26 protein-coding genes and 1 pseudogene are annotated in these 22,457 nt (G+C 37.2%); 6 read left to right on the forward strand and 21 right to left on the reverse strand.

Annotated features, from left to right (window positions below):
- Nucleotides 1-264 precede the first annotated feature (264 nt).
- The 4 genes from ACFVT8_RS09955 to ACFVT8_RS09970 form a co-directional block, all read right to left on the reverse strand.
- Nucleotides 265-996 carry a pseudouridine synthase gene (locus ACFVT8_RS09955; protein WP_132363137.1) on the reverse strand — a complete coding sequence of 244 codons (732 nt, stop codon included), beginning with the start codon at nucleotides 994-996 and terminating at the stop codon, nucleotides 265-267.
- 479 nt (nucleotides 997-1,475) lie between these two features.
- Nucleotides 1,476-2,546, reverse strand: coding sequence for a D-alanyl-D-alanine carboxypeptidase family protein (locus ACFVT8_RS09960; protein WP_387080265.1), 1,071 nt, complete (start codon nucleotides 2,544-2,546; stop codon nucleotides 1,476-1,478).
- A 78-nt stretch (nucleotides 2,547-2,624) separates the two neighbouring features.
- On the reverse strand, nucleotides 2,625-3,218 hold the full coding sequence (gene scpB / locus ACFVT8_RS09965; RefSeq protein ID WP_387081496.1) for an SMC-Scp complex subunit ScpB: 594 nt from the start codon (nucleotides 3,216-3,218) through the stop codon (nucleotides 2,625-2,627).
- Nucleotides 3,190-3,969: a segregation/condensation protein A gene (locus ACFVT8_RS09970; protein ID WP_387080263.1), complete on the reverse strand. Its 780-nt coding sequence runs from the start codon at nucleotides 3,967-3,969 to the stop codon at nucleotides 3,190-3,192. Before ACFVT8_RS09970 ends, scpB begins: the two co-directional genes overlap by 29 nt.
- 55 nt (nucleotides 3,970-4,024) lie before the next feature.
- Between ACFVT8_RS09970 and ACFVT8_RS09975 the strand changes: the two genes are divergently transcribed.
- Nucleotides 4,025-4,531 carry a DUF309 domain-containing protein gene (locus ACFVT8_RS09975; protein ID WP_387080261.1) on the forward strand — a complete coding sequence of 169 codons (507 nt, stop codon included), beginning with the start codon at nucleotides 4,025-4,027 and terminating at the stop codon, nucleotides 4,529-4,531.
- Here ACFVT8_RS09975 and ACFVT8_RS09980 read toward each other — a convergent pair.
- From ACFVT8_RS09980 to fur, 10 genes are all read right to left on the reverse strand, one after another.
- Entirely contained in the window at nucleotides 4,525-4,899 is a 375-nt protein-coding gene (locus tag ACFVT8_RS09980) for a GNAT family N-acetyltransferase (protein WP_387080259.1), read from the reverse strand. The genes ACFVT8_RS09975 and ACFVT8_RS09980 overlap by 7 nt on opposite strands.
- 199 nt (nucleotides 4,900-5,098) lie before the next feature.
- Nucleotides 5,099-6,418: a diaminopimelate decarboxylase gene (lysA, locus tag ACFVT8_RS09985; protein ID WP_387080257.1), complete on the reverse strand. Its 1,320-nt coding sequence runs from the start codon at nucleotides 6,416-6,418 to the stop codon at nucleotides 5,099-5,101.
- Nucleotides 6,419-6,669: 251 nt separating this feature from the next.
- Nucleotides 6,670-8,112: a spore germination protein gene (locus ACFVT8_RS09990; protein ID WP_387080255.1), complete on the reverse strand. Its 1,443-nt coding sequence runs from the start codon at nucleotides 8,110-8,112 to the stop codon at nucleotides 6,670-6,672.
- 15 nt (nucleotides 8,113-8,127) lie between these two features.
- Complete coding sequence (gene sigF / locus ACFVT8_RS09995) at nucleotides 8,128-8,919, reverse strand: RNA polymerase sporulation sigma factor SigF (protein ID WP_053483127.1); 792 nt, start codon at nucleotides 8,917-8,919, stop codon at nucleotides 8,128-8,130.
- 10 nt (nucleotides 8,920-8,929) lie between these two features.
- On the reverse strand, nucleotides 8,930-9,370 hold the full coding sequence (gene spoIIAB, locus ACFVT8_RS10000; protein ID WP_387080253.1) for an anti-sigma F factor: 441 nt from the start codon (nucleotides 9,368-9,370) through the stop codon (nucleotides 8,930-8,932).
- Complete coding sequence (gene spoIIAA / locus ACFVT8_RS10005) at nucleotides 9,363-9,716, reverse strand: anti-sigma F factor antagonist (RefSeq protein ID WP_387080252.1); 354 nt, start codon at nucleotides 9,714-9,716, stop codon at nucleotides 9,363-9,365. Before spoIIAA ends, spoIIAB begins: the two co-directional genes overlap by 8 nt.
- Before the next feature lie 575 nt (nucleotides 9,717-10,291).
- Nucleotides 10,292-11,542, reverse strand: coding sequence for a thymidine phosphorylase (locus ACFVT8_RS10010; RefSeq protein WP_387080250.1), 1,251 nt, complete (start codon nucleotides 11,540-11,542; stop codon nucleotides 10,292-10,294).
- Nucleotides 11,543-11,556: 14 nt separating this feature from the next.
- Nucleotides 11,557-12,738, reverse strand: coding sequence for a phosphopentomutase (deoB, locus tag ACFVT8_RS10015; protein WP_387080249.1), 1,182 nt, complete (start codon nucleotides 12,736-12,738; stop codon nucleotides 11,557-11,559).
- An 82-nt stretch (nucleotides 12,739-12,820) separates the two neighbouring features.
- Entirely contained in the window at nucleotides 12,821-13,723 is a 903-nt protein-coding gene (gene xerD, locus ACFVT8_RS10020) for a site-specific tyrosine recombinase XerD (protein WP_387080248.1), read from the reverse strand.
- A gap of 167 nt (nucleotides 13,724-13,890) precedes the next feature.
- Nucleotides 13,891-14,355 (reverse strand): ferric iron uptake transcriptional regulator, encoded by a 465-nt coding sequence (gene fur, locus ACFVT8_RS10025; RefSeq protein ID WP_370046075.1) that lies wholly within the window; start codon nucleotides 14,353-14,355, stop codon nucleotides 13,891-13,893.
- Nucleotides 14,356-14,492: 137 nt separating this feature from the next.
- Between fur and ACFVT8_RS10030 the strand changes: the two genes are divergently transcribed.
- Nucleotides 14,493-14,723: a hypothetical protein gene (locus ACFVT8_RS10030; RefSeq protein ID WP_387224263.1), complete on the forward strand. Its 231-nt coding sequence runs from the start codon at nucleotides 14,493-14,495 to the stop codon at nucleotides 14,721-14,723.
- Between the two features lie 20 nt (nucleotides 14,724-14,743).
- Here the strand turns inward: ACFVT8_RS10030 and ACFVT8_RS10035 are convergent, their stop codons facing one another.
- Nucleotides 14,744-15,256, reverse strand: a complete 513-nt coding sequence (locus ACFVT8_RS10035; RefSeq protein ID WP_387080245.1) for a hypothetical protein — start codon at nucleotides 15,254-15,256, stop codon at nucleotides 14,744-14,746.
- A gap of 73 nt (nucleotides 15,257-15,329) precedes the next feature.
- A complete protein-coding gene (locus ACFVT8_RS10040) occupies nucleotides 15,330-15,866 on the reverse strand; it encodes an NUDIX domain-containing protein (RefSeq protein ID WP_387080243.1) in 537 nt (178 codons plus the stop codon).
- Between the two features lie 76 nt (nucleotides 15,867-15,942).
- On the opposite strand from ACFVT8_RS10040, the gene ACFVT8_RS10045 reads away from it, so the two are divergent.
- Both ACFVT8_RS10045 and ACFVT8_RS10050 read left to right on the forward strand, forming a co-directional pair.
- Nucleotides 15,943-16,842, forward strand: coding sequence for an aldo/keto reductase (locus ACFVT8_RS10045; protein ID WP_387080241.1), 900 nt, complete (start codon nucleotides 15,943-15,945; stop codon nucleotides 16,840-16,842).
- Nucleotides 16,839-17,309 carry a VanZ family protein gene (locus ACFVT8_RS10050; RefSeq protein ID WP_387080240.1) on the forward strand — a complete coding sequence of 157 codons (471 nt, stop codon included), beginning with the start codon at nucleotides 16,839-16,841 and terminating at the stop codon, nucleotides 17,307-17,309. The genes ACFVT8_RS10045 and ACFVT8_RS10050 overlap by 4 nt, the downstream gene beginning before the upstream one ends.
- A gap of 89 nt (nucleotides 17,310-17,398) precedes the next feature.
- Here ACFVT8_RS10050 and ACFVT8_RS10055 read toward each other — a convergent pair.
- Nucleotides 17,399-17,656, reverse strand: a pseudogene (locus ACFVT8_RS10055) (anti sigma factor C-terminal domain-containing protein); the annotation flags it as partial.
- Between the two features lie 3 nt (nucleotides 17,657-17,659).
- Here ACFVT8_RS10055 and ACFVT8_RS10060 point away from each other — a divergent pair.
- Together ACFVT8_RS10060 and ACFVT8_RS10065 are read left to right on the forward strand one after the other, a co-directional pair.
- Nucleotides 17,660-18,265, forward strand: a complete 606-nt coding sequence (locus ACFVT8_RS10060) for an aspartyl-tRNA synthetase (protein WP_387080238.1) — start codon at nucleotides 17,660-17,662, stop codon at nucleotides 18,263-18,265.
- Between the two features lie 154 nt (nucleotides 18,266-18,419).
- Nucleotides 18,420-19,202 (forward strand): MBL fold metallo-hydrolase, encoded by a 783-nt coding sequence (locus tag ACFVT8_RS10065; protein WP_387080236.1) that lies wholly within the window; start codon nucleotides 18,420-18,422, stop codon nucleotides 19,200-19,202.
- Between the two features lie 163 nt (nucleotides 19,203-19,365).
- Here ACFVT8_RS10065 and ACFVT8_RS10070 read toward each other — a convergent pair whose 3' ends face one another.
- The 4 genes from ACFVT8_RS10070 to ACFVT8_RS10085 all read right to left on the reverse strand — a co-directional run bounded on the left by ACFVT8_RS10070 (nucleotide 19,366) and on the right by ACFVT8_RS10085 (nucleotide 22,323).
- Nucleotides 19,366-20,037 carry a hypothetical protein gene (locus tag ACFVT8_RS10070; protein WP_387080234.1) on the reverse strand — a complete coding sequence of 224 codons (672 nt, stop codon included), beginning with the start codon at nucleotides 20,035-20,037 and terminating at the stop codon, nucleotides 19,366-19,368.
- A 316-nt stretch (nucleotides 20,038-20,353) separates the two neighbouring features.
- A complete protein-coding gene (locus ACFVT8_RS10075) occupies nucleotides 20,354-20,836 on the reverse strand; it encodes an SMI1/KNR4 family protein (protein WP_387080233.1) in 483 nt (160 codons plus the stop codon).
- Between the two features lie 170 nt (nucleotides 20,837-21,006).
- Nucleotides 21,007-21,501, reverse strand: a complete 495-nt coding sequence (locus tag ACFVT8_RS10080) for a DUF6584 family protein (protein ID WP_387081494.1) — start codon at nucleotides 21,499-21,501, stop codon at nucleotides 21,007-21,009.
- 318 nt (nucleotides 21,502-21,819) lie between these two features.
- Nucleotides 21,820-22,323, reverse strand: coding sequence for a GNAT family N-acetyltransferase (locus ACFVT8_RS10085; protein ID WP_387080231.1), 504 nt, complete (start codon nucleotides 22,321-22,323; stop codon nucleotides 21,820-21,822).
- Nucleotides 22,324-22,457 lie beyond the last annotated feature (134 nt).

Below are 22,457 nucleotides of genomic sequence, written 5' to 3' on the forward strand. Positions count from 1 at the left end.
TACCATTTGATTTACAACATTTATGATTGTCAAATTTTATATTTGTCATTCACTTATGCGTCAAACACCACCTGATAAATGATGAAACCGATTTCATCCGGTTGAAACTAATCTAGGTGAGTCATTCTTACCTATTATAGCAAAATGATACACAAAGGCTTAGCTAATAATTATGAATGATTTATGAACGATTTCACTAATAAGAAAGTGAATACATTACTATTGCACATAGAAGTATTTCACTTTCTATTAGAAAATGCTCATTTATCCGATTTTTCCTGTCTCCGCTAACACTCGCAATTGCTTCACTTCATGCTTCGTTAGTTCACGATATTCCCCAGGAGCTAGTCCGAATAAATCTAAAAAGGCAAAGCGTTCACGTTTTAGTTTAACAACAGGAGTACCGATCGCCTCGAACATGCGACGCACTTGACGATTTCTCCCTTCGTGGATCGTAATTTCACAGATTGCCTTACCTGCTTTTTCATCAAATGAAGTCATGCTAACCATTGCAGGAGCTGTTTTGCCATCTTCTAATTTAATTCCTCGTTGAAGCTTTTTTAAACCTTCAATCGTTGGAACACCTTTAACACGAGCAATATATGTTTTATCGATTTTAAACTTCGGATGCGTCAGCATATAAGAAAATTCACCATCATTTGTCAATAGCAATAAGCCAGATGTATCGTAGTCTAGACGGCCAACTGGGAAAATTCGTTGCGGGATATGCTTAAACAAATCTGTGACAGTTTTGCGTCCTTTGTCGTCTGTTACAGCTGAAATTGTTCCACGTGGTTTATATAGTAAATAATAAACCTTATCCTCTTTCTCAAGCTTCACGCCTTCTACTTCTATCGTATCTGAATTGGAAACCTTTGTACCTAACTCACGTACTACGACACCGTTTACTTTAACTTTACCTTCTACAATCAATTGTTCTGCCTTACGTCTAGACGCCACACCAGCATACGCAATGACCTTTTGTAATCTTTCCATTCTTTCACCTCTAATTTTCATTCACCTTGGTTTGACACCAAGTATTAAACCTCATTCGCACATTATGAATAAGGTTATTTTTCCCGCTAATCTGTGAAAATTATGTCATACTTTTATACATTATTAAAGAAAAACTAATTATGGATAAATAATTAAATGATTTGAAATAGTTTCATCAACTAGTTTCTGGATAATTCGCACTTGAATTTTAAAGATCCTCTCTAGATCGTGAGGTTGATTTCTGTTCCGGTTGGGAGCTTTACTGGGAGCGTCCGGATAGGGCAGCGACACGTCGTTAGTCACGAAGGTGTGACATACGTATTAACAAAATATCTTCCAACTTTTAAATTTTATCGAAACAATTTTACGTTTTATCACCCAACTTTAATTTTTATAGATAAACTTTCATGTTTTATCGCCCAACTTCTGAATTATATCGACATCCACCTTTCAAAATGCAAAAAATCAGCGAATCGCTTTTAACGATCCGCTGATTCAACTTTTACTGGCACTGCATAGATACGCTCTTCACCGATAAAGAGGGATAGTACACCTTCCTTACGTTTTCGAGAAACATGCAAAACTTGCCTTACACTTTCTTTTTCTTCTTTATTTAATTGCAAACGAATTGGTTGCTCTAAACGAATGGATAGATTTTTATTGACCTTGTATTTACCTTCTTTTACTACAGTTTCAAGACTATAATCTTGCCAAACCTTGTTCGCTAACCCCCGATGTACATTCCAGTCATCGGATTCATTCAAAGTGACGACAATACATGTTTGCCCGTCCTTTTGGAAGGCAGTTGCAAGTGTCCGACCAGCCACCTTTGTAAAGCCTGTTTTTCCAGCGAATGCTGAACCTTTTGCTGATTTTAATGCATTAACTGGTAGTCGGGACTCATCACCTATTTCGATGGCAACCTCTGACCCTTCTCGTAATAAGCGGTGCTTATTTTCCCATAACATCCCGTTTTCAGTATTGGCACGATATAGAACTGTGGAGGCAATCTTCTTGAAAGTTTTATTTTGAAGAGCAATCCTCAACATTTCAGCAGTATCCCTTGCTGACGATAAATGCTCATCATGGTGCAAGCCAGACGGGTTCATAAATACTGTATTTGTGAGACCAGCAACAACAGCCCGCTCATTCATTAACTTGACAAACCCTTCAACCGATCCACCAGCATGCTCTGCTAAAGCTGTTGCTGCATCGTTTCCTGACCGTAGCATCAAACCATATAACAGTGTTTCTACCGTAACTTTTTCCCCTGCCTGCAAGTAAATTGATGAGCCCTCAGCCGTCGCAGCTCTCGGTGAAATAACCACTTCATCTTGAAGATTGCTATTTTCGATTGCAACGAGTGCTGTCCAAATTTTTGTTAAGCTAGCAATTGGTAACCGTGCATCACTATTCGATTCGAATAAAACACGGCCTGTATCACCATCTAAAACAGCATATCCGCTACCACCACGTGCTAAACTGGTTTGAGGAAGCATTAACATTACCACAACTATCATGAACAATATTAAACGTACTAACCGAAGCAACGAGCCACTCCTTATTAAAAGTAATAGGAAAATATAGAATATATTTATGTTTAAAGCAAAGCATTATGCCTTACTTATTTACTTTACTCCACTAAAGGTTTCTTGGAATTTCGTCATAAATAAATCTGTTTCTTGCTCTGTTTCAATTAGTTCATCTTCAGGTAGAGGCGGCATTTCTTCTATATTATTTAAACCAAAGTAGTTTAAAAATTCTTTTGTTGTACCATATAAGATTGCACGTCCTGTCCCTTCTGAGCGACCAACTTCCTTAATTAATCCTCTCGAAGCGAGTGTTTGTATAGGTCTTTCACATTTCACACCGCGTAAATCTTCAATTGCTACACGTGTAATTGGCTGTTTGTATGCCACAATAGCCAATACCTCAAGCGAGGCTTGCGATAATGATTGAACAGTTGGATTTTCTACTAATCTTTGAATAGTATCTGCTAGTTCAGATTTTGTTATTAGCTGATAAACTCCTGCTATTTCTTTTATAGTAAGGCCTCTAGCTAAATCTTCTTCATATGTTGTTTTCAATACTTCCATTTTCTGTACGATTAACTCTTCAGGTTCAGCTAAAAGTTGTGACAATTGTTTAATAGTTAAGCCGTCGTCTCCAACGACAAATAATAAGGCTTCTATTCTACTCTGTAGCATCATTGTTTTCGTCATCATCCCATTCCTCCTTCTGTAATGTAACTGTTAATTCTTCAAAGTTACCATCTTGCTCTACGATGACTATCTGACGTTTCATCAATTCCAGAATGGATAAAAACGTCAGAATAAGCGTTGGCTTATCTTCATAGGGAAAAAGCTCGGAAAATGATGCACGTCCACCTGTAGATAGTAATGAATCGACAACCGAACGCATTTGATCTTTCACTGAGCGTTCCTGTCTCGCTACAGTTGTCTTTAATGGTTTTTTTAATTTTTTTCGACGCATCAGTTTTTGAAAGGCCCCCAGCATGTCATAGATGTTGACATTCAAATCAAATAACGCCATTTGCTCATCTGATGCTAACTCAGATAAATCGGCTGGTGGCCGTGAAAATACCTGTGCCCGATCTGTTTCAAGCTCTTGTAGGCTACTTGCTGCTTCTTTATATTTCTTATACTCTATTAAACGTTGCACCAGTTCTTCACGAGGGTCTGGACCGTCGACTTCTAATTCGGCATCTTCAAGCTCACCTTCATGAATTGGCAGGAGCATACGACTTTTAATGGCCAATAATGTTGCAGCCATCACTAAATATTCACTAGCCTCATTTAACTCCAGTACCTGCATAGCATGTATATGGTCGATATATTGTTGAGTAATTTCAGCCATTGGGATATCATAAATATCAATTTCCAATCTGTGAATTAAATGCAATAATAAATCAAGAGGCCCTGAAAAGGCTTCTAATTTTACTTCATAAGACATTGTTTTACCACCCTGAGATTCTATGTTCTTTTAGTATAGTAGAAAGGAGCCCAAAATGCATCCACAGCATCATACTTTATTTATCGACTACTGTGCTTTTTTCAATGGTAATCAAGATTTTTTTGAATGCCATGAAGTCCTTGAGGAATACTGGAAGGATATTGCTCCAGGTGATAAAAAGCACCCTCTCGTTGGATACGTACAGCTCGCAACAGGTTTATATCATTATCGACGTGACAATTATATTGGCGCTACGCGAATCTTAGAAAAAGCACTCCATAATTTTCAATATAATAAAGGGCACATTTTTTTTGACGAAATCGACTATAAAATACTATTAACACAACTAACAGATACACTTTCTGCTATCCAAATAGGCAAGTCCTTTCAAGCATTTCAACTTTCTCTTTCACCCAAATTGGAGGAATTAGTATTTGCTCGCATTCAGCTTTTACCATCAAGTAGCTCTAACTATCTTCTTCATAAACATATGCTTCGAGATCGCTCACATATTCTTGCAGAACGTCAAGAAAGCAAACAAAGAAAAAGCAGACGTCAATGATCGTCTGCTTCTTCATCGATACAATTTATACATTTCTGAACAAAATTACGCGTTTCCTCCGTTGCACGCACACTTTCGTACCGGCCAAGTTCTGCTACTTCCTGTAGCATTTCCTTCGCAACACCTTCACCTCTATAAGATGGGACAACGGAAACATGTTGAATCGTAGCTATATTATTACTGTCTGTTACAAGTCCAACAATGCCAACATACTCATCGTTCTTTTTCCATAAATATAAAACCCAATTATCATTATTTTCATAGGAGTTGATTGTCTCTGTGAGCTTTTTTATGTCTTTTTCGTTAGGCATAAACGAGAGTAGCCCCATTGCTATTTTCTCGAAAGCTTTCTTATATCGAATTAACATATTTGTCTATTCCCTCTTTTTCTAGCTGTACATAATCTTTGACTATCCTACACGATTTGTACTTTTACCGCAAGTCAATTTCTGTCTTACGAACCAGGTCCGAGAATACCTTTAGACGCCAATACCCAATATAAAACGCCCCACAACAAAACAAAAGTTGAAATGGACGCCAGTAATACCCATTTGTTTTTTCTCATATTTACTCACCCTTTTTTAACGTTAGCGGGAGATCGTTTTGTACAATATCTTCATAACTTTCGCGTCGAATTGCTAATTGATGTTTGCCATTTTCTATAAATACAACTGCTGGTCGTGGTACACGATTATAGTTACTCGCCATAGAATATCCATACGCACCAGTACAGAAGATTGCAAGCACATCACCAGAAGCTGCTTCTTGAAGCTTAGCATCAATAATTAATTTATCGCCCGATTCACAAAGTTTACCAGCCACTGTATATGTTTCATTTTTTGATTCATTTGCTTTACTCGCAATGACCGCCTCGTACTTCGCATCATACAATGCCGGACGGATATTATCACTCATTCCACCATCGACAGCAATATATTTACGAACATTAGGCACTGTTTTTTGTGAACCAATAGTATAAAGTGATGTCCCTGCATCGCCTACAAGTGAACGCCCTGGTTCAATCCAAATTTCTGGCATTGTTAGTCCAAGTACAGTCGCTTTGTTCTTTACAACTGTAATCATATCCTCTACATATACTTGTGGCTCAAGCGGTGCATCTTCCTCAGTATAACGAATTCCGAAGCCCCCTCCTAAGTTTAACACAGTACACGTAAAATCGTGAGTCTTGTTCCAATCAGAAATTTTATCAATTAGTTTTTCTCCTGCTAAGCCAAAGCCCGCTGTGTCAAAAATTTGAGAGCCAATATGGCAGTGTAATCCTAGAAGATCTAGGAATTCATGGTTAAAAGTTTGTAGGAAAGCTTCATCTGCTTGACCATTATTTAAGTCGAAGCCAAATTTAGAATCCGCTTGACCGGTCGTAATAAAATCATGCGTATGTGCCTCGACACCTGGTGTGACACGTAGTAAAATACGCATTTTTTGTTGACGGCGTTCAGAGATTTCTTGTAAAAGTTGAATTTCATAGAAGTTATCTACAACAATACAACCGATTTTCGAGTCAAAGGCTAATTCTAATTCAGCAATGCTCTTATTATTACCATGGAAATGAATACGCTCAGCAGGGAATCCAGCTTTTAAAGCTGTAAATAATTCTCCACCAGAGACAACGTCTAAAGATAGATTTTCTTCTGCCGCTAATTGGTACACAGCTACACATGCAAATGCTTTAGAAGCATAAGCTACTTCTGCTTTTACACCTAGTTTTTTAAACGTATCAATAAAGCCGCGTGCACGCTTACGAATAAGCGCCGTATCATACACAAATAAGGGTGTACCATACTCTTTTGCAAGCTCTAATGTATCTACCTGTCCAATCGTTAAATGACCATCTTCAGAAATCGCTTGTGTTCCATATAAATGCATGTGCATCTCTCCCTTTTCACATCGTTCCATCTTGTGATAAAAATTGCACCTCAATTATAAAATGTAGTATTGCTACTATTTTTAAAGGTATTGCTTCATTCAACAAGGGTTCGAACAATACACGAGGGCTAATATCACATATATGCCCACTTATCGTGGTGAACCTTTTGATGAATGAAGACAATTTTCGCAAAAATCACAAAATACTATATGTGAACTTTATCACATGAAAAAAACGAGTGCAACGGCTCTTATGATCTTTTTCGATGTTCAGAATCGACTACATAAGGTCTTAATGCATCTGCTGTCATTGGGAAACGGATAAGTACGCGAAGCATCGCTGTTGGAAAGAACGGAATAAGTGGCCATAAATATGGCGCTTGCATCGGACGTAATGAACATAAATACGTAAATAATATAAAAATCCCGATAAATAACCCATTAACTCCCCAAATTCCAGTCATTATTAACAATAGTAGTCTAAAGATTTTAATGGAGATACCCAGCTCATAAGAAGGAATAATAAAGGTCAGAATAGCTGAAATGGCTGTATATAACACTACTTCTGGCGAGAATACCCCAACATCAATAGCAATTTGACCAATAATTACACCGGCAACTAACCCCATCGCAGTGGATAATGGAGATGGGGTATGAATGGCGGCCATCCTCAAAAACTCTATCCCTACATCTCCAATAAGTACTTGTAGTAAAAGTGGGATATGCGATTTTTTCTTCGCCCCTAAAAAAGATAACTCATCCGGTAAATGTATCCCATGAGTTGCAAATAAATACCACAATGGCAATAATAACAAACCCATAATCGCTCCAAAATAGCGCATAAAACGAACGAACGTTCCGACCATTGGGGCCTGTCTATACTCCTCAGCATGCTGCAGTAAATGAAAGGCCGTTGCTGGCACAATAATGACAGAAGGAGACGTATCGACAACAATGGCTATATGTCCCTCAAGTAAATGCGCTGCGGTAATATCTGGTCGTTCCGTATAACGTACAAAAGGAACTGGATGAAACTTCTGTTTAAACAGCCATTCCTCTAGTGATTTATCTGTCATAGTCAAGCCATCATGATTAATTTCTTTAATGCGCTGTCGCAATTTATCGAGCGTTTCCTCACTCGCAATACCCTTTATAAACGCTAGCGCGACATCCGTTTGACCGATTTCGGATATTTTATGTAGCTCGAAACGTAAATTACTATTGCGAATTCGCCGACGAATCAAAGCAACATTTTGTGAAATACCTTCTATAAAACCGTCCCTGGATCCACGAATAACCTTTTCATTGTCAGGCTCCGCAGGGGTACGTCCTGGATAACTTCGAATCTCAGCAACATAGCCATAACCACTTTTAGTTATAAAGGCTACTTGTCCACTTAATATTGATAATAAAATGGCTTCACGTTTGGTTTCCTCTGAACGGCCTTGGTAATTGAAATAGGCTTCAAAATACTCCTTTTCATCATCAATATCAATGTCCTCATCAGGCAACATGTTAGAGAGTAATTGAGTTAATACTATGCCATCAACAAGTCCGCTTATATATGCGCAAAGAACCGGCAAATCTTTGACAAATACATGCTTAATACTAACGTCAAATGATTCGCCGTCACCAAATTGTTCTTTAAGAAAATTTTCGGCTTCTTCTAAGCTGTTAAATAGTTTTTCTGTCATGCTGTCACCATTTTCTTAAATGTCTTTTTTTACTTCTTCCTCTTCTACTGTGGCACTTGTTGCCATCCAATTTTTTAATTGGGCAAGAATTTTTTTCTCTAATCGTGATACCTGAACTTGTGATATGCCTAACCTGTTGGCAATTTCAGTTTGGGTACAATCTGAGAAATATCGTAAATAAATAATTGATTGCTCTCTTGGCTCAAGTCTTGTGAGCACTTCTTTTAATGGTATATAGTCAAATGGCTGTTCAGATTTTTCGTCCTTCATCTGATCCATTAAAGTAATAGAATCCCCTTCACTCTCATACAATTGTTCATGCAAGGAAGCAGGATCTCTTAATGCATCAGAAGCAGTTACAATTTCCTCAGACGTGACTCCAAGAACCTGTGCTAATTCATGAATGGTTGGTGGATGCTCATTTTTTTTAATGAATTCATCAGTTGCATGACGAATTTTAAAATTAAGCTCACGAATAGATCGGCTAACCTTCACCATACCATCATCCCTTAGAAATCGTTGAATTTCTCCAATGATCATTGGTACCGCATATGTCGAAAATTTAACATCATACGTAAGATCGAATTTATCCACAGACTTCATGAGCCCTATGCAGCCAATTTGAAATAAATCCTCGAGCTCCACGCCCCTGCTTGTAAAGCGTTGGACGATAGACCACACAAGCCTCGTATTCCCTTCAATCATTCGTTTACGAGCCTCATGATCGCCCTGCTGTGCACGTGCAATTAAATCTCGCATTTCTCCCTGTGACAATAGCTTATCGGACGACTGTTCTAGTGGCTTCAAAATTGCAGCCTCACATTACCGGTGTGCGAACCGAGTAAAATTTCTTCGTAAACGTGACAGTTGTACCTTGTTGCCATTTGGACATTACGGTCAATTGATCTGAAAAACTATCCATAATAGTAAAGCCCATACCTGAACGTTCCATTGCACTTTTCGTCGTAAATAACGGCTCCATTGCCTGGCTTACATCCTCGATACCAATACCTTTATCCATAACAGACACCGTTACAATATCATCTTCACGTTTTGCATGAACTGTAACAACGCCTTTACCATCCTCTTCATAACCGTGAATAATGGCATTAGAAACAGCCTCTGAGACAACCGTTTTAAATTCGGATAGCTCATCAATTGTTGGATCTAATTGTGCGATAAAACCTGTCACCGCTACACGCGCTAAGGCCTCATTTTCACTAAGTGCTAAAAAAGTTAATGTCATTTCGTTATCCATTTACAATCCCCCTAACTCGATCAATCGCTTCTTCTTCAGTTGCATCCATCATCCACGGCCCTAAACCTGAAAATTGAAATACTTTTCGCATTGTCGGCGATGGATTCAATAAAATTGTTCGTCCAGCGACTGCCTCTAACTCACGCATCCGACCAAGCACTAAACCTACACCTGAGCTATCCATAAAAGAAAGCCCCTCTAAGTTCCAAATGATGGTCGATACAGTGCCTTGAAAAATTGCTGTAGAAATTTTAGCTCGAATTTGCTCTACTGCATGATGATCGAGCTCCCCAAACAAACGTATAACTACTGTCTCTCTTGTTACCATCTCTAATTGAAAATGCATGAATATCGCCTCCTCCTCGTGCAATTCCACATTCAATGTGGTGATTCCTTGCGCCTGACAGAACTAGTGCAAAGTCTTCCGAAATAGTGGCAAATCGACATACTTATAGCTTTTTAGGTTAAATTCAGTATGGGATAAATCAACATTTTTTAAACACGACTGGCACTTTTCACAATAATTATTATGCTAAAGGCCGGCAAAACTTTGGCTCTTCGTTCCGTCAATTTGACGGTTCTATCCACGATTTTGGCTGCTCTATCCGCGACTTTGTCGGTTCTATCCGTCGATTTGGCTTTTCTATCCGTCGTTTTGACCCTTCAATCCGTCGCATCGACTTCTTTCCGTCGCTCTGGCTTTTCCTTCCGTCGCTTTGACCCTTCTTTCTGTCGTTCTGACTCTTCCTTCCGTCGCTCTGACCCTTCTTTCTGTCGTTCTGACTCTTCCTTCCGTCACTCTGACTTCTTTCCGTCGCGTCGCTCTGACCCCTCCTTCCGCCACTTAGACTCTCCGCCTTTCCATAGAACTAAAAAAAGCGAGAACCCTCTTTGTTAAAGAGAGTTCTCGCTTCGTATAATTTAGGCAATTGTATAAGCCTTTTGTACTTTTTCGATTGTTTCCTCATCGATTTGACGATTTGAATATAAATAAGCAATCGTCTCGTCAGCACGAACATGGTCGCCTTTTTTAGCAATCAATTGAATACCAGCATCATAATCAAGCTCAGATTCTTTTGTTAATCGACCTGCCCCAAGACCAACGCTTGCTTCTCCGATTAATAATGCATTAATCGTCCCTACAGTGCCTTCCATTGGTGCTTTGACAGCAACTTTATTAGCTGTGTCTTTTTGTAGGATATCTGCTACATCGCCACCCTGCGCTACGATAAATTCCTCAAATTTTGTTGCAGCCGAACCATCCTCTAATACTCGTTTAACAGCTGCTGTTGCTTCAGTCTCATTTACTCCTGCTGCAACTTGGTACATAAGTGAAGAGATAATAATACATTCCTCTAGAAGATCCTCATGCGTTTCGTCCATACGTCCACTTAATAGAGCAAATGCTTCTACTACTTCAAGCTTATTACCAATCATTTTCCCAAGTGGATTATCCATATCACTAATATGCGCAACTACTTTACGCCCTAGCTTTTCACCGATTGCAGTCATCGTATCAGCTAAAACTTGCGCTTCTTCTTCTGTTTTCATAAATGCACCTGAGCCACATTTGACATCAAGTACAATGCCATCTGCACCACTTGCTATTTTCTTACTCATGATAGACGCGGCAATAAGAGGTGTAGAATCGACAGTACCCGTCACATCTCGCAATGCATATAATTTTTTGTCAGCTGGTACAAGATTGCCTGTTTGACCAGCAACTGCAATTTTATATTTATTGACATTGTCGATAAATTCTTGTGATGAAAGCTCTGTTTTAAAGCCACGAATCGATTCTAATTTATCAATTGTACCACCTGTAATGCCTAGACCCTTACCACTAAATTTCGCCACTGGAATATCTAGTGCAGCGATTATCGGAGTAACAATTAGTGTAACTTTATCGCCTACACCGCCTGTTGAGTGTTTATCAATTTTAAAACCTTCGATAGAAGATAAATCAATAACATCTCCAGATTCTATCATTGCTTTTGTTAAATAAAATGTTTCATCGTATGTCATACCCAATAAACGGATTGCCATTAGTAGGGAGCTTGCTTGATAATCAGGAATTGCACCAGTAGTGTAACCCTCTACAAAATACTGAATTTCAGCCTGTGTTAGCTCCTTGCCTTGCTTCTTCTTTTCAAATAGCTGCGCCATATTCATATCGAAAATCCCCCTTACTTTAGATCATTTAAGAAGCTTTTACCAAACTCTGGTGCTTCTACTTTGAAGTTTTCAGCAACTGTCGCTGCAATATCTGCAAAAGTTTCACGAAGTGCTAGTTCACTACCACCGTTAAAACGTGGTGAATAGACAATTAACGGTACATATTCACGTGTATGGTCTGTCCCTGGGAATGTTGGGTCGTTACCGTGGTCCGCTGTAATGATTAGTAGATCCTCTTCTGTCATTGCCTCAGTAATTTCAGGTAAACGTGTATCAAATTCTTGAAGTGCGTTACCATAACCTAGAGGGTCACGACGGTGTCCAAAATTCGCATCAAAGTCCACTAAGTTTAAGAAGCTTATACCATGGAAATCACGACGCACTACCTCTGCAAACTTATCCATACCATCCTTATTATTTTTCGTACGTACTGCATCTGTAACGCCTTCACCGTTGAAAATATCAGAGATTTTTCCGATTGCGATAACATCTAAGCCTGCATCCTTTAAGACATTCATCGTTGTACGACCAAATGGCTTTAACGCATAGTCATGACGATTAGATGTACGTGTGAAGTTACCTGGCGTACCGATAAATGGTCGAGCAATAACACGGCCAACTAAATATTCTGGTTGTAATGTTAGCTCACGAGCAATTTCACAAATTTTATATAATTCGTCTAATGGAATAATTTCCTCATGTGCAGCAATTTGCAAAACAGGGTCAGCAGATGTATAGACAATAATCGCTCCTGTCTCCATATGCTCCTTGCCAAAATCCTCAATTACTTGTGTTCCACTTGCAGGTTTATTGCAAAGGACTTTGCGACCTGTACGTTTTTCAAGCTCGGCAATAAGCTCAGCAGGGAATCCCTCTGGATACACCTTAAACGGTTTATCGATATTCAAACCCATGATTTCCCAGTGCCCTGTCATAGTATCTTTACCAACAGATGCTTCTTGCATTTTTCCGTAGTATGCTTTTGGTTCGTCAGTAGCCTTCATACCTTGTAATGATTCAATGTTTGCTAAGCCGAAAGACTCCATATGTGGCATTGTAAGCCCATTCATTTTTTCAGCGATATGTCCAAGAGTATGTGAACCTACATCTCCAAAATTCGCTGCATCTGGAGCTTCACCAATTCCAACTGAGTCCAATACTACTACATGGATTTTATTAAATGGTTTATTCATAATTTTGCCTCCTAATCTCATGTCTCTATTTTACCAAAAAACAGCGAAAAATAAAGGTCAGACCTCCGACTAACAAATAATTTTAAGCACGTGGATGAAATTGCTTATAAACCTCTGATAGTCGAGATTTACTAATATGGGTATAAATTTGTGTTGTGGAAATATCGGCATGTCCAAGCATCTCCTGTACTGCTCGTAAGTCCGCACCGTTCTCCACTAAATGTGTTGCAAAGGAATGACGTAATGTATGTGGCGTTAATTCATGTTGAATGCCTGCTTTTAAAGCGTGCTCCTTCATTAATTTCCAACATCCTTGCCTTGTTAAACGTTTTCCTCTTTGATTGATAAAAAATGCTTCTGTTTTTGGATATTTTCCTTGTAATTGACACCGTGCGCCATCTAAATAAGTACTTAATGCAGAAAGGGCGCTTTTTCCAAGAGGAATAATACGCTCCTTGCCTCCCTTACCAAAAACCCGTACAAAGCCCATTGTTAGGTGAATATCTGCTAAATCCAATGCAATCAGCTCACTAATACGCATCCCTGACCCATATAATAGCTCTAGCATTGCCACATCCCGAATACCCTGTGGTTTGCTGCGGTTTGGTGCCGCTAATAAAGCTTCAATTTCTTCAATAGAGAGGACATTTGGTAACTTCTGCTCAATGATCGGCATTTCTAAATGAACTGTCGGATCTGTTTCTGCTCGCTTTTCTCGGAGTAAAAATTGATGGAAACTACGAATGGAGGAAATATGGCGGGCAACAGTACGACTTGTCTTTCCTTGCATACGTAACTGCTCTAAATGACGTAAAATGGTTGTCCTTTCCACTTTACGAAAATCAGACATTCCCTCCACTTCCCGCAAAAAATTCACGTAATTTTCTAAGTCTCGGCGATAAGATGCTAATGTATTATCAGATAATTGTCGTTCTACTTGGATAAAATGGATATAATCCTCTATTGCATATTGAAATTCATTCATCACAGCGCCCCCTTACTGTCAATTATTCTCTATTTTATCACGGCTATTGGAATTGTGCTAAAACGCCCCCCTATTCGTTTAGCTATTACACTAAAATACTAATTTTGTATAAAACAAAAAACTGCCCGATTCAATCTATACTTAAGATTAAAACAGACAGCTTCTTGTTATTTTTCTTCATTCAATTCGTCGTTTTTATCATGACAGCGCCAGCAAATGCCGTGGAAAGTTAGTCGGTGATCCTTTATGATAAAGTTCCAACGTCTTTCAACAACGGCTTCCACATCTTCAAGTAAATCTTCCTGAATTTCATCAACCGCACCACATTCGATACAAACAAGATGATGGTGGAAATGCGCAGCTCCTTCTTGGCGTAGATCATAGCGCGAAACGCCATCGCCAAAGTTGATTTTGTCGACAATTTTGAGCTCAGTTAGTAACTCTAATGTTCTATAGACAGTAGCAAGACCAATTTCTGGTGCCTTTTCTTTTACTAAAAGGTAAACATCTTCTGCACTTAGGTGGTCTTCCTCGTGCTCAAGCAGTACAGCAACTGTTGCTTCTCGCTGCGGCGTCAGCTTATAACTAGCACTATGCAACTGTTTTTTTATACGATCAATTCGGCTTTCCATGTGACGCCCCCCTAAACTCTTTCCATTATACCAAAGGAGTAAATCCTATTACAAGATAATGAATAGATTTCGAATATGCTTTTGTATGTTTTTACCTGATGATCAATTATGCCTCGGCATAATTGCGTCCGGAGGCTTTGGGCCAACAGATGTTTTTTGCGCGAAAGCGTAGTGCTAACGCAGCGTCAGCAACGTGTTTTTGTCTGTGCGAAAGCGAAGCGACAGCAACACAGCATGATGTTGGTCACTCAGTCGTTGCCACAGGACGTGGCGTTCTTAGACTGAGTTCCTCTATTTCAGCGGATGTTTTTTGTACCGAAAGCGTAGCTACAGGTACAGATGTTTGGACACCCGCTGAAAGAATTTAAATTTCCATGAATTGTTTCAATCAATTTAATACATAAGAAATCACAATAAACTCAGCCACTATTATGATGAAAAATGCGATAAAATTCAACAAAATTGTCCGACCATCTATCATTTTCCCGATTTTTCTCTTTGACCAAGCTGGTACGAGTAAATTGCATAGGTTTAGCAACAATATACAATAGATGAGCTGAAATGGAAACCACCAAATCGTATAAACCCAGAAAGCTTCAAGCTTTTGTAATAAAAAAACCGAGCTAAAGCCAAAAAAGGTAGCACGTATCGCTACTGTTACACGTACTATAACTTTCAAGACACTATGTGTTGCCAGCAATAGTACAAGAGCTATTGAAACAGCAACAGGTAATACTAAACGAAATAGAGAATGCCTGTCCCCATTTGTTAAACGAGGCTCTATAAATGAAATAAAAGGCTCTGCATTCGGCCCACCGATAATATGAAATAAGATAACGCCACAAACGAAACTAACAGCAATTATGGAAGCGTGATAAAATATAGACACCGTACGAGACATAAACATGCTCCTTTTCTATCAAGGTTTGTACAGCTTATGCTCGTCCGCTTCTATTATGCTAAAGATTATTTTCTTATTGTGCCGCAAGCCAAAGTACTGCAAACGCTGTCTTGGCGTCAAATATACGCTCATCTGCAACCATTTGCCCCGCTTCTTCCAACGAAACTTCTAATAATTCGACAAATTCATCCTCATCTAGATCAGCTTTGTTTTCTATTTTATATAAATCTTTTGCCACAAATAGATGGATGATCTCATCTGCGAAGCCCGGAGATGTTGCAAACGCTTGTAAATAAGTTAAGCTTTGCGCACCGTAACCTGTTTCTTCCTCTAATTCTCGGCGCGCCGTCACTATTGGCTCCTCACCAGGTTCAAGCTTACCAGCTGGAATTTCAATAATTGAACGTTCTAAAGCTTTGCGATATTGCTCTACTAATACTAACTTGCCTTCATCGGTAACAGCAATAACTGCAACTGCGCCTGGATGCTTTATAATTTCTCGTTTTGCAACATTACCATTCGGTAAAGTGACATCATCAACCTGTAGTTTTACAATTTTCCCGTCATAAATGGATGTAGTCTTTGTCGTTTTTTCTTCAAACTTTTTCATTGACTATAACCTCGCTTGTTCTTCAGATATGTTCATTGTACCATTACAAGTAGAGAAATCGAAGGAGGACATTGGCATGAAAAAAAGACAGCTTGGCTCAAGTGAATTGTTTATTTCAGAAATTAGTTTAGGGGGCATGTCTCTTTCGACAGATAAGAAAAAAGCTGCTGAGATCGTCGATATGGCATTAGATGCTGGTATTAATTACATCGATACAGCAGATTTATATGATTATGGGGCAAACGAAGAAATTATTGGTGCTATTTTAGGGAAGCGACGTCAGGATGTTATAGTCGCTACAAAAGTTGGAAATCGATGGACAGAGGGTATAGAAGGTTGGCATTGGGATGCATCTCCGTCTTATATAAAGAAAGCTCTACACGCTAGCTTAAAACGACTAGGAACTGACTATATTGATGTTTATCAGTTACACGGTGGGACTATTGAGGACGATTGGGATGGCATTATCGACACTTTTGAAGATTTGAAAAAGGATGGATTGATTCGAGAATATGGTATTTCCTCTATTCGACCAAATGTACTAAAGCGTTTTTTACCAGCAAGCTCTGCAAAAAGTGTCATGATGCAATATAGTGCTTTAGACCGTCGTCCAGAAGAATGGTTCGACTTTATTACCAATGAAGGGGCTTCCGTAGTAACCCGTGGGACTGTTTCAAAGGGTTTTCTAACAAATAACTGGAAAGAACGTTTACAGCGTGTCAATGGCTATAACACATATACAGTAGACGAATTAACAGCAGTATTAACAGGCTTATCTTCACATTATGACGATTTACATGCACTAGCAATCGCCTTTAATTTAAAGGAATCTACTATAGCCTCAACAGTGATTGGTGCAAGCTCACAGGAACAGCTTGCGCAAACACTCGCTGCCTATGAAAAAATGGATTCGTTAACAGATTTTAAAGCAGTAAAAGAGCTAACAAGAGCCGATCAATATATGGAGCACCGATGAAAAAATGGATTATCTTAATAACATTTTTAATAGTACTTGCAATCTCCTCTAGTATGACCTATGAACAACAATCTCTTATTCCTGAATTGGAGCAAGTATTAGCAAATAAACCGTTTGAAAAGCAATTATCTGTTTTAAAAATTCCTTATTGGGACACAGTTGTTTCTGTGGAAGAACGTGGTTACTTTAAGTTTGTAGAATTTTTAATTCGGAAATTAACACATTTTGTTGGATTCGGCTGTATCGCACTTGGTATTTTCTTTGCATGGGGAAAACGTCGATTCGCCGCAGGTGTCGCTATTGCCGGAACAGCTCTTATTGCAATGCTTGATGAGTTTCGTCAAAGCTTTACACCCGGACGTACGATGAGCGGACAGGATGTTATTTTGGATACAGCTGGAGCGATTGTTTTTATTGGGATTGTCGTGTTGATGAGGAAAATTTTTAAAAGACAAAGGGCGCTTTAATGTGCAACATTATAATTGCATTATTTTTAAGCTGAACTAATTTTGATATTAGTTCAGCTTTATTTGTGTAATTCTAAAATCTCTACTCGTTATTTTTCTGGCTTAATATAAGGTACGATTTGTGTAGTGGCGCCTACTGAAGCTCCACGAACAAAACTTTGAATTTATAAGGCTTTAAAATTTTGCGTTTGGCCCGTCAGCATTACCCCTAACATTTCCACTTCATCCCACTTTTTATTTTTATTCGAATTTAAAAACTCTTGAATAGTTTCATTACTACCTCTATCATCATATTTTTTGAGCGCATCAATAAATCCATTATATGTATCCTTTGGTGAAGAAGATGGTAGTTGAAGAGAGGAATAGACTTTCGTGGTAAAATAATGGTAAATAAGCGAGGTGTTCAAGTGACTTTAAACAAAAAAACAGGTATCGCATTTGCAGTAATCGTAATTTTTATTACTGTTATATGGTTAGTTTCCGAAAAATCTAGTTCCTATTCAGTACCTCAAGAAGCTATATTTGCCGTTGAAAAAGATTTAGCGTTAATTCCAGCCTATAAAATAAACAGTAATGCTCTTTTCTTTTTCATAAAAGATAAAAATAATCTAGGAGCTACGTATGTACGAAAAGGACTTTGGGGATGGAAAGCGGAATTCCTTACTTGGGGGCCTATGGATCATAACAGAAATTATGAAAAATTAAACGGTTATAAAGGACATGGTGAAAATCTAATATTTGGATTAATTAAAGATGGCGATGACCGACTTCTTCAACTTGATGATAAAAATGCTACAATACTAAATTTAGAAATGTTACCTACTAAAGTCGTAGAAGAATATCAATTGAAAGGATTGTATATTTGGTACTTTGAAAGTGGCACTGCTCTAGAAGAAGGAACAATCAAATTAATTAATAAAACCACCAAAGAAGTGCTAGATGAAATTGATTTATAAATAACTTTTGAATATAGATGTTTATCCGCTCTAGATATACAGAGGGCGTTCATTGTAACTAGCAGAGGCTTGAGTTGCATAAGCAGCTCTTAAAGTGGCAAAAGGATACTGGGTTATACTATAAGGAAGTAAAATAATTTTTTGGAGGTAATGAATGATTAAAGATTCGTGGTTTACTGTGCAACAGATTGATGGGAATACTTACTCAATTAGTGAATATGGACATTGGGAGAAGGTACATTCATTTTTATTATTGGGTAATCAAAAAGCGGTACTAATTGATACTGGTCTTGGAATTGATAATATTAAGAGAATTACTGACCAATTGACTACCTTTCCGATTGAGGTCATCACTACTCATGTCCACGCAGATCATATCGGAAGTCATGGAGAATTTGAAAGGATCTATGTTCATGAGGGAGATAAAGATTGGTTAGTGAATGGAATAAAAGGTTTGTCAATAGAGCAAATTCGAAAAGATATTAGTAGAGATATAATATTACCTACTCCAAATACATTTAATCCAGACACATATCAACCATTTCAAGGGGAACCTACAGATTTGTTAGTTGATGGCGATGTAATTGAGTTGGGTAATAGAAAATTAGTCATCTATCATACTCCTGGACATTCTCCTGGTCATATTTGTGTTTTTGATGAAACAAACGGTTATTTGTTTACAGGGGATTTACTATATGATGAAACCCCTATCTATGCTTTTTATCCTTCAACAAGCCCTGTTGATTTAGTTAATTCATTAAAAAAAATTGCAGAGATACCAAACGTTTCAATGGTTTACGGTTCACATAATACTTTAGGACTTGAACCAAAAATTTTAAACGAAGTAAAAATTGCAGTTAAGTTTTTGAATGAAAATAAACTTACTAAATTTGGTACAGGAATCCATAAATTTGATGGCTTTAGCGTACAGTTTTAACGGTTCTTATTGAACGAAAGGGGCAGGCAAGCTTAAGTAGCAAGCATGTGTAGAATCGTATCGGATTAACCGACGCAGAAAGATGGGAATTCCCTTATTATTATATAGAAATTTTAATATAAAAATCCAAGGGGACTTGAATTTATTAAATAATCGCGTCGTTTTATTCTTGTGATAATTGAATATACGCATAATTCGATTCTGGATTGCGCGTATATTTTCGATATAATCGTACTTCAGAGGAACTCACCCACTTTATTTCACCTAAATACATATCAAATAGGGCTTCATCTGATTCAGTAGTCGTGACAATAACTTCTTTTAAAGTCTGCTCCTTGTTTAAAACAATTAATTTTACAACCGCCTCTGTTGTTGTAAGTTCACATTCGACCTTCGCCTTGTATTTTCGATTTGGACTTGCTTTCGTCTTTTTCCACGTATATAAACAACGATAATTCTGCTTTTTAACTTCTTCATATGCTTGATAAAATGGCTGCGGATTCCACTGTTTTTCACTAGCAACAAATAGAAGAGATTGCAATAAAAGCTCGAGCGCTTCTTCCTTTTTCTGTTGTTCCTGTAACTTAAAAAATGCTGGTACATCATAAGGAACTGTTACGTCTAAAAATCCGTCGACGTGAAAAGTGATTTTATATTGTGAGGCGTTCTCATCACAATAAAAATTAATTTTTTTCACATCTTCTGTTACATATTTCGAGAGATTCAGTAAAAATAATTTCACAATTCCTCGACATTGAAAACTAAAAAACAGTCCTTTCTTTATATAGGCCCTGTTGTCAGCATTACATAAATCCATATCCCTTAAAATCATCATTTTATCCTCCCACGAAAAAGCCGCCCTTTAATTGAATAATAAGCAGTTATACTTCTTCATCTAAGATTACTGTAGAAAATTCGTTCGTTAAATTCAAATAACAACAGTTTTGAATAACATAGCCAATAAGTAAAGAGTAATTCTATCACTAACCTGCTCAGTCAGTAAAAAAATTCTTCAATTGTTGGAGGGAAACTTCCAATTTCATTCCATAAAAACTTTACCTATCAAATCATAACCCTGGGCATACTTCTTGATGTATTACTCCATACCTATCCTCGCTCGTCATCACATAAATTAAAAAGTCTTAAAAGTGCTATTCAACAATTTTACTTTTTATGGTCGCAACTAGGAAAAGGTCGGATAATTTCTCTACTATAGTTAGTTTATTTTCAATTATCATCTCAGTCTCTTCACCATATTCATGATTTAATAAATAGACAGGAGGATTATTTCCTTCATGTATATTTATTGCGTAAGGATTTCCCATACCTATTTCTAATCCAATACAAATATAACCATTTTTATGTACTTCACATCCAGGAACAGCTAATAAACATTCTTGAATAATACACTTTGGATTCAAGAATTCTATTCGTAATTCAGCTTCTTCATCTAAAGGAACTACCAATTCACTATCACACACTTCTACCATAGTCATTAATTCTATCAACCATTCCGGAAGTTTAATATCTAGTTTTTCATTTAGGTCATTTATTTCTCCAACTGTCGCTATCCTAGTGGATGTTCCAGACCTTTGAATCATTTCTTTAGCATTTGTAATTACTACGTTAACCAACATGACTCCTCCATACAATTAGAAATATTTTTCTTTAACTAACACTATAATTAAATTTCTTTTTCATTATCCTTTTAAAAAGTTCGTCAAATACTGCCTCACTTTTCAGCTATTACACCTTGTGAGAAAAAATTTCTTTCTATTATCCTATAATGAAAAATTATTTTAATTTAAAATATCCATTTAAAAAATGTATAAACTCCAACTACTGCAAAAATAACTATTAAAATTATTATTGAAAGACAACCAAAAATAATCCATTTATGTTCACCCTCTATTGAAGCATCTGGTTCCTCTACTAATTTTTCTTTTACTTTATTGATAAATAAAAGTGCTGGATCTAATTCAAGTCCTTTTAAAAGTTCAATATCACCTTTATACTTTAATGCTCTTGCTATATTATCAATGTCATTTCCCATAGATTTTTCAAATTCAATACATGCATGTACCATTATTGGAGTCTTATTCTCTTCTAAATACCAGTATCGACCAGCCATTGCAGGATATTTTAACTCGAAATAAATGTCTCCCAACTTTTTACGGAGTTCTATTTCATTTGGAAAGGTTGATATTAACCCGTGTAATCTATCCCTCGCTTTCCCCAAATCATCATTTTTAATATCCTCTTCTATGCGTTTTAAAGTCTTTGAAATTTTCTCTTCAATAATAAACACCCCCTTATGTCCTAATTCTTTACTCTTATTTTTTTCAATAGTATACTGCTTGGTTAGTTGGAGAAACGCTCCCGCTCTATTTTTTCCATAGAATACTTGACCTATCAAATCTTAACAATGTATGGTCTTGTTTTATATATGTAATTTTTTCCTCATTCAATAAACACAAATAAAAGCTGAACTATATTAAAATTAGTTCAGCTTAAAAATTACTTATTATCATATATAGGACACTCATCTATTAAGTGTCTTACTTTGACTCTTGATTTTTAAAAAAATTTAAAGTGTTCCCTTTGTTTTTTTATCATCTTATTCGAATCTCCAAAAATATAGTTCTTCAGATTCTGAATATAAAATTGCCCCTGCTTTTTGTAATACTTTATGTGAGGCAATATTATTTTTATCAGTATCGGCCATTACATACTTAACGTTAGATTGACGTAGTAACCAATCTTTCATCATCCTAACAGCTTCCGTCATGTATCCCTTTCCCTGATATAGTGGAAATGTATAGTACCCGATTACGACATCGCCCTGCTCATTCGGTAGACCTTTTAGCATTATGCCACCAACAATACTATTTGTTTCTTTCGATACGATTAACCAATTTGTATGCCAAAAATAATTTTGTTCATCATCTAATACTTTTGCTAGTCTAAACTTCAAAGCTTGTCTTAGTTCCTCATCAAGATAAACTTCTTTACTACTTACTGACAACTCTATTTCCAATGTTTTCTCTTCATGAATTAGTAAGTCTAAATACTTTGCATGTAATGGGATTAATCTTAATCTTTTAGTACTTAATTCAATCATTTTTTCTCTCCTATCATAGATTATAACTAAACTATTAAGAGATATATGTATTGGCAGCGTCTCCCGTTTTTTATTTTTAAATAAAGGATAGCCACTTTTATCCTTGTATTTAAAGGTGATTAATTTTATCCTTG

This window comes from Lysinibacillus sp. NPDC058147 (genome assembly GCF_042884205.1).
GTDB lineage: Bacteria > Bacillota > Bacilli > Bacillales_A > Planococcaceae > Lysinibacillus.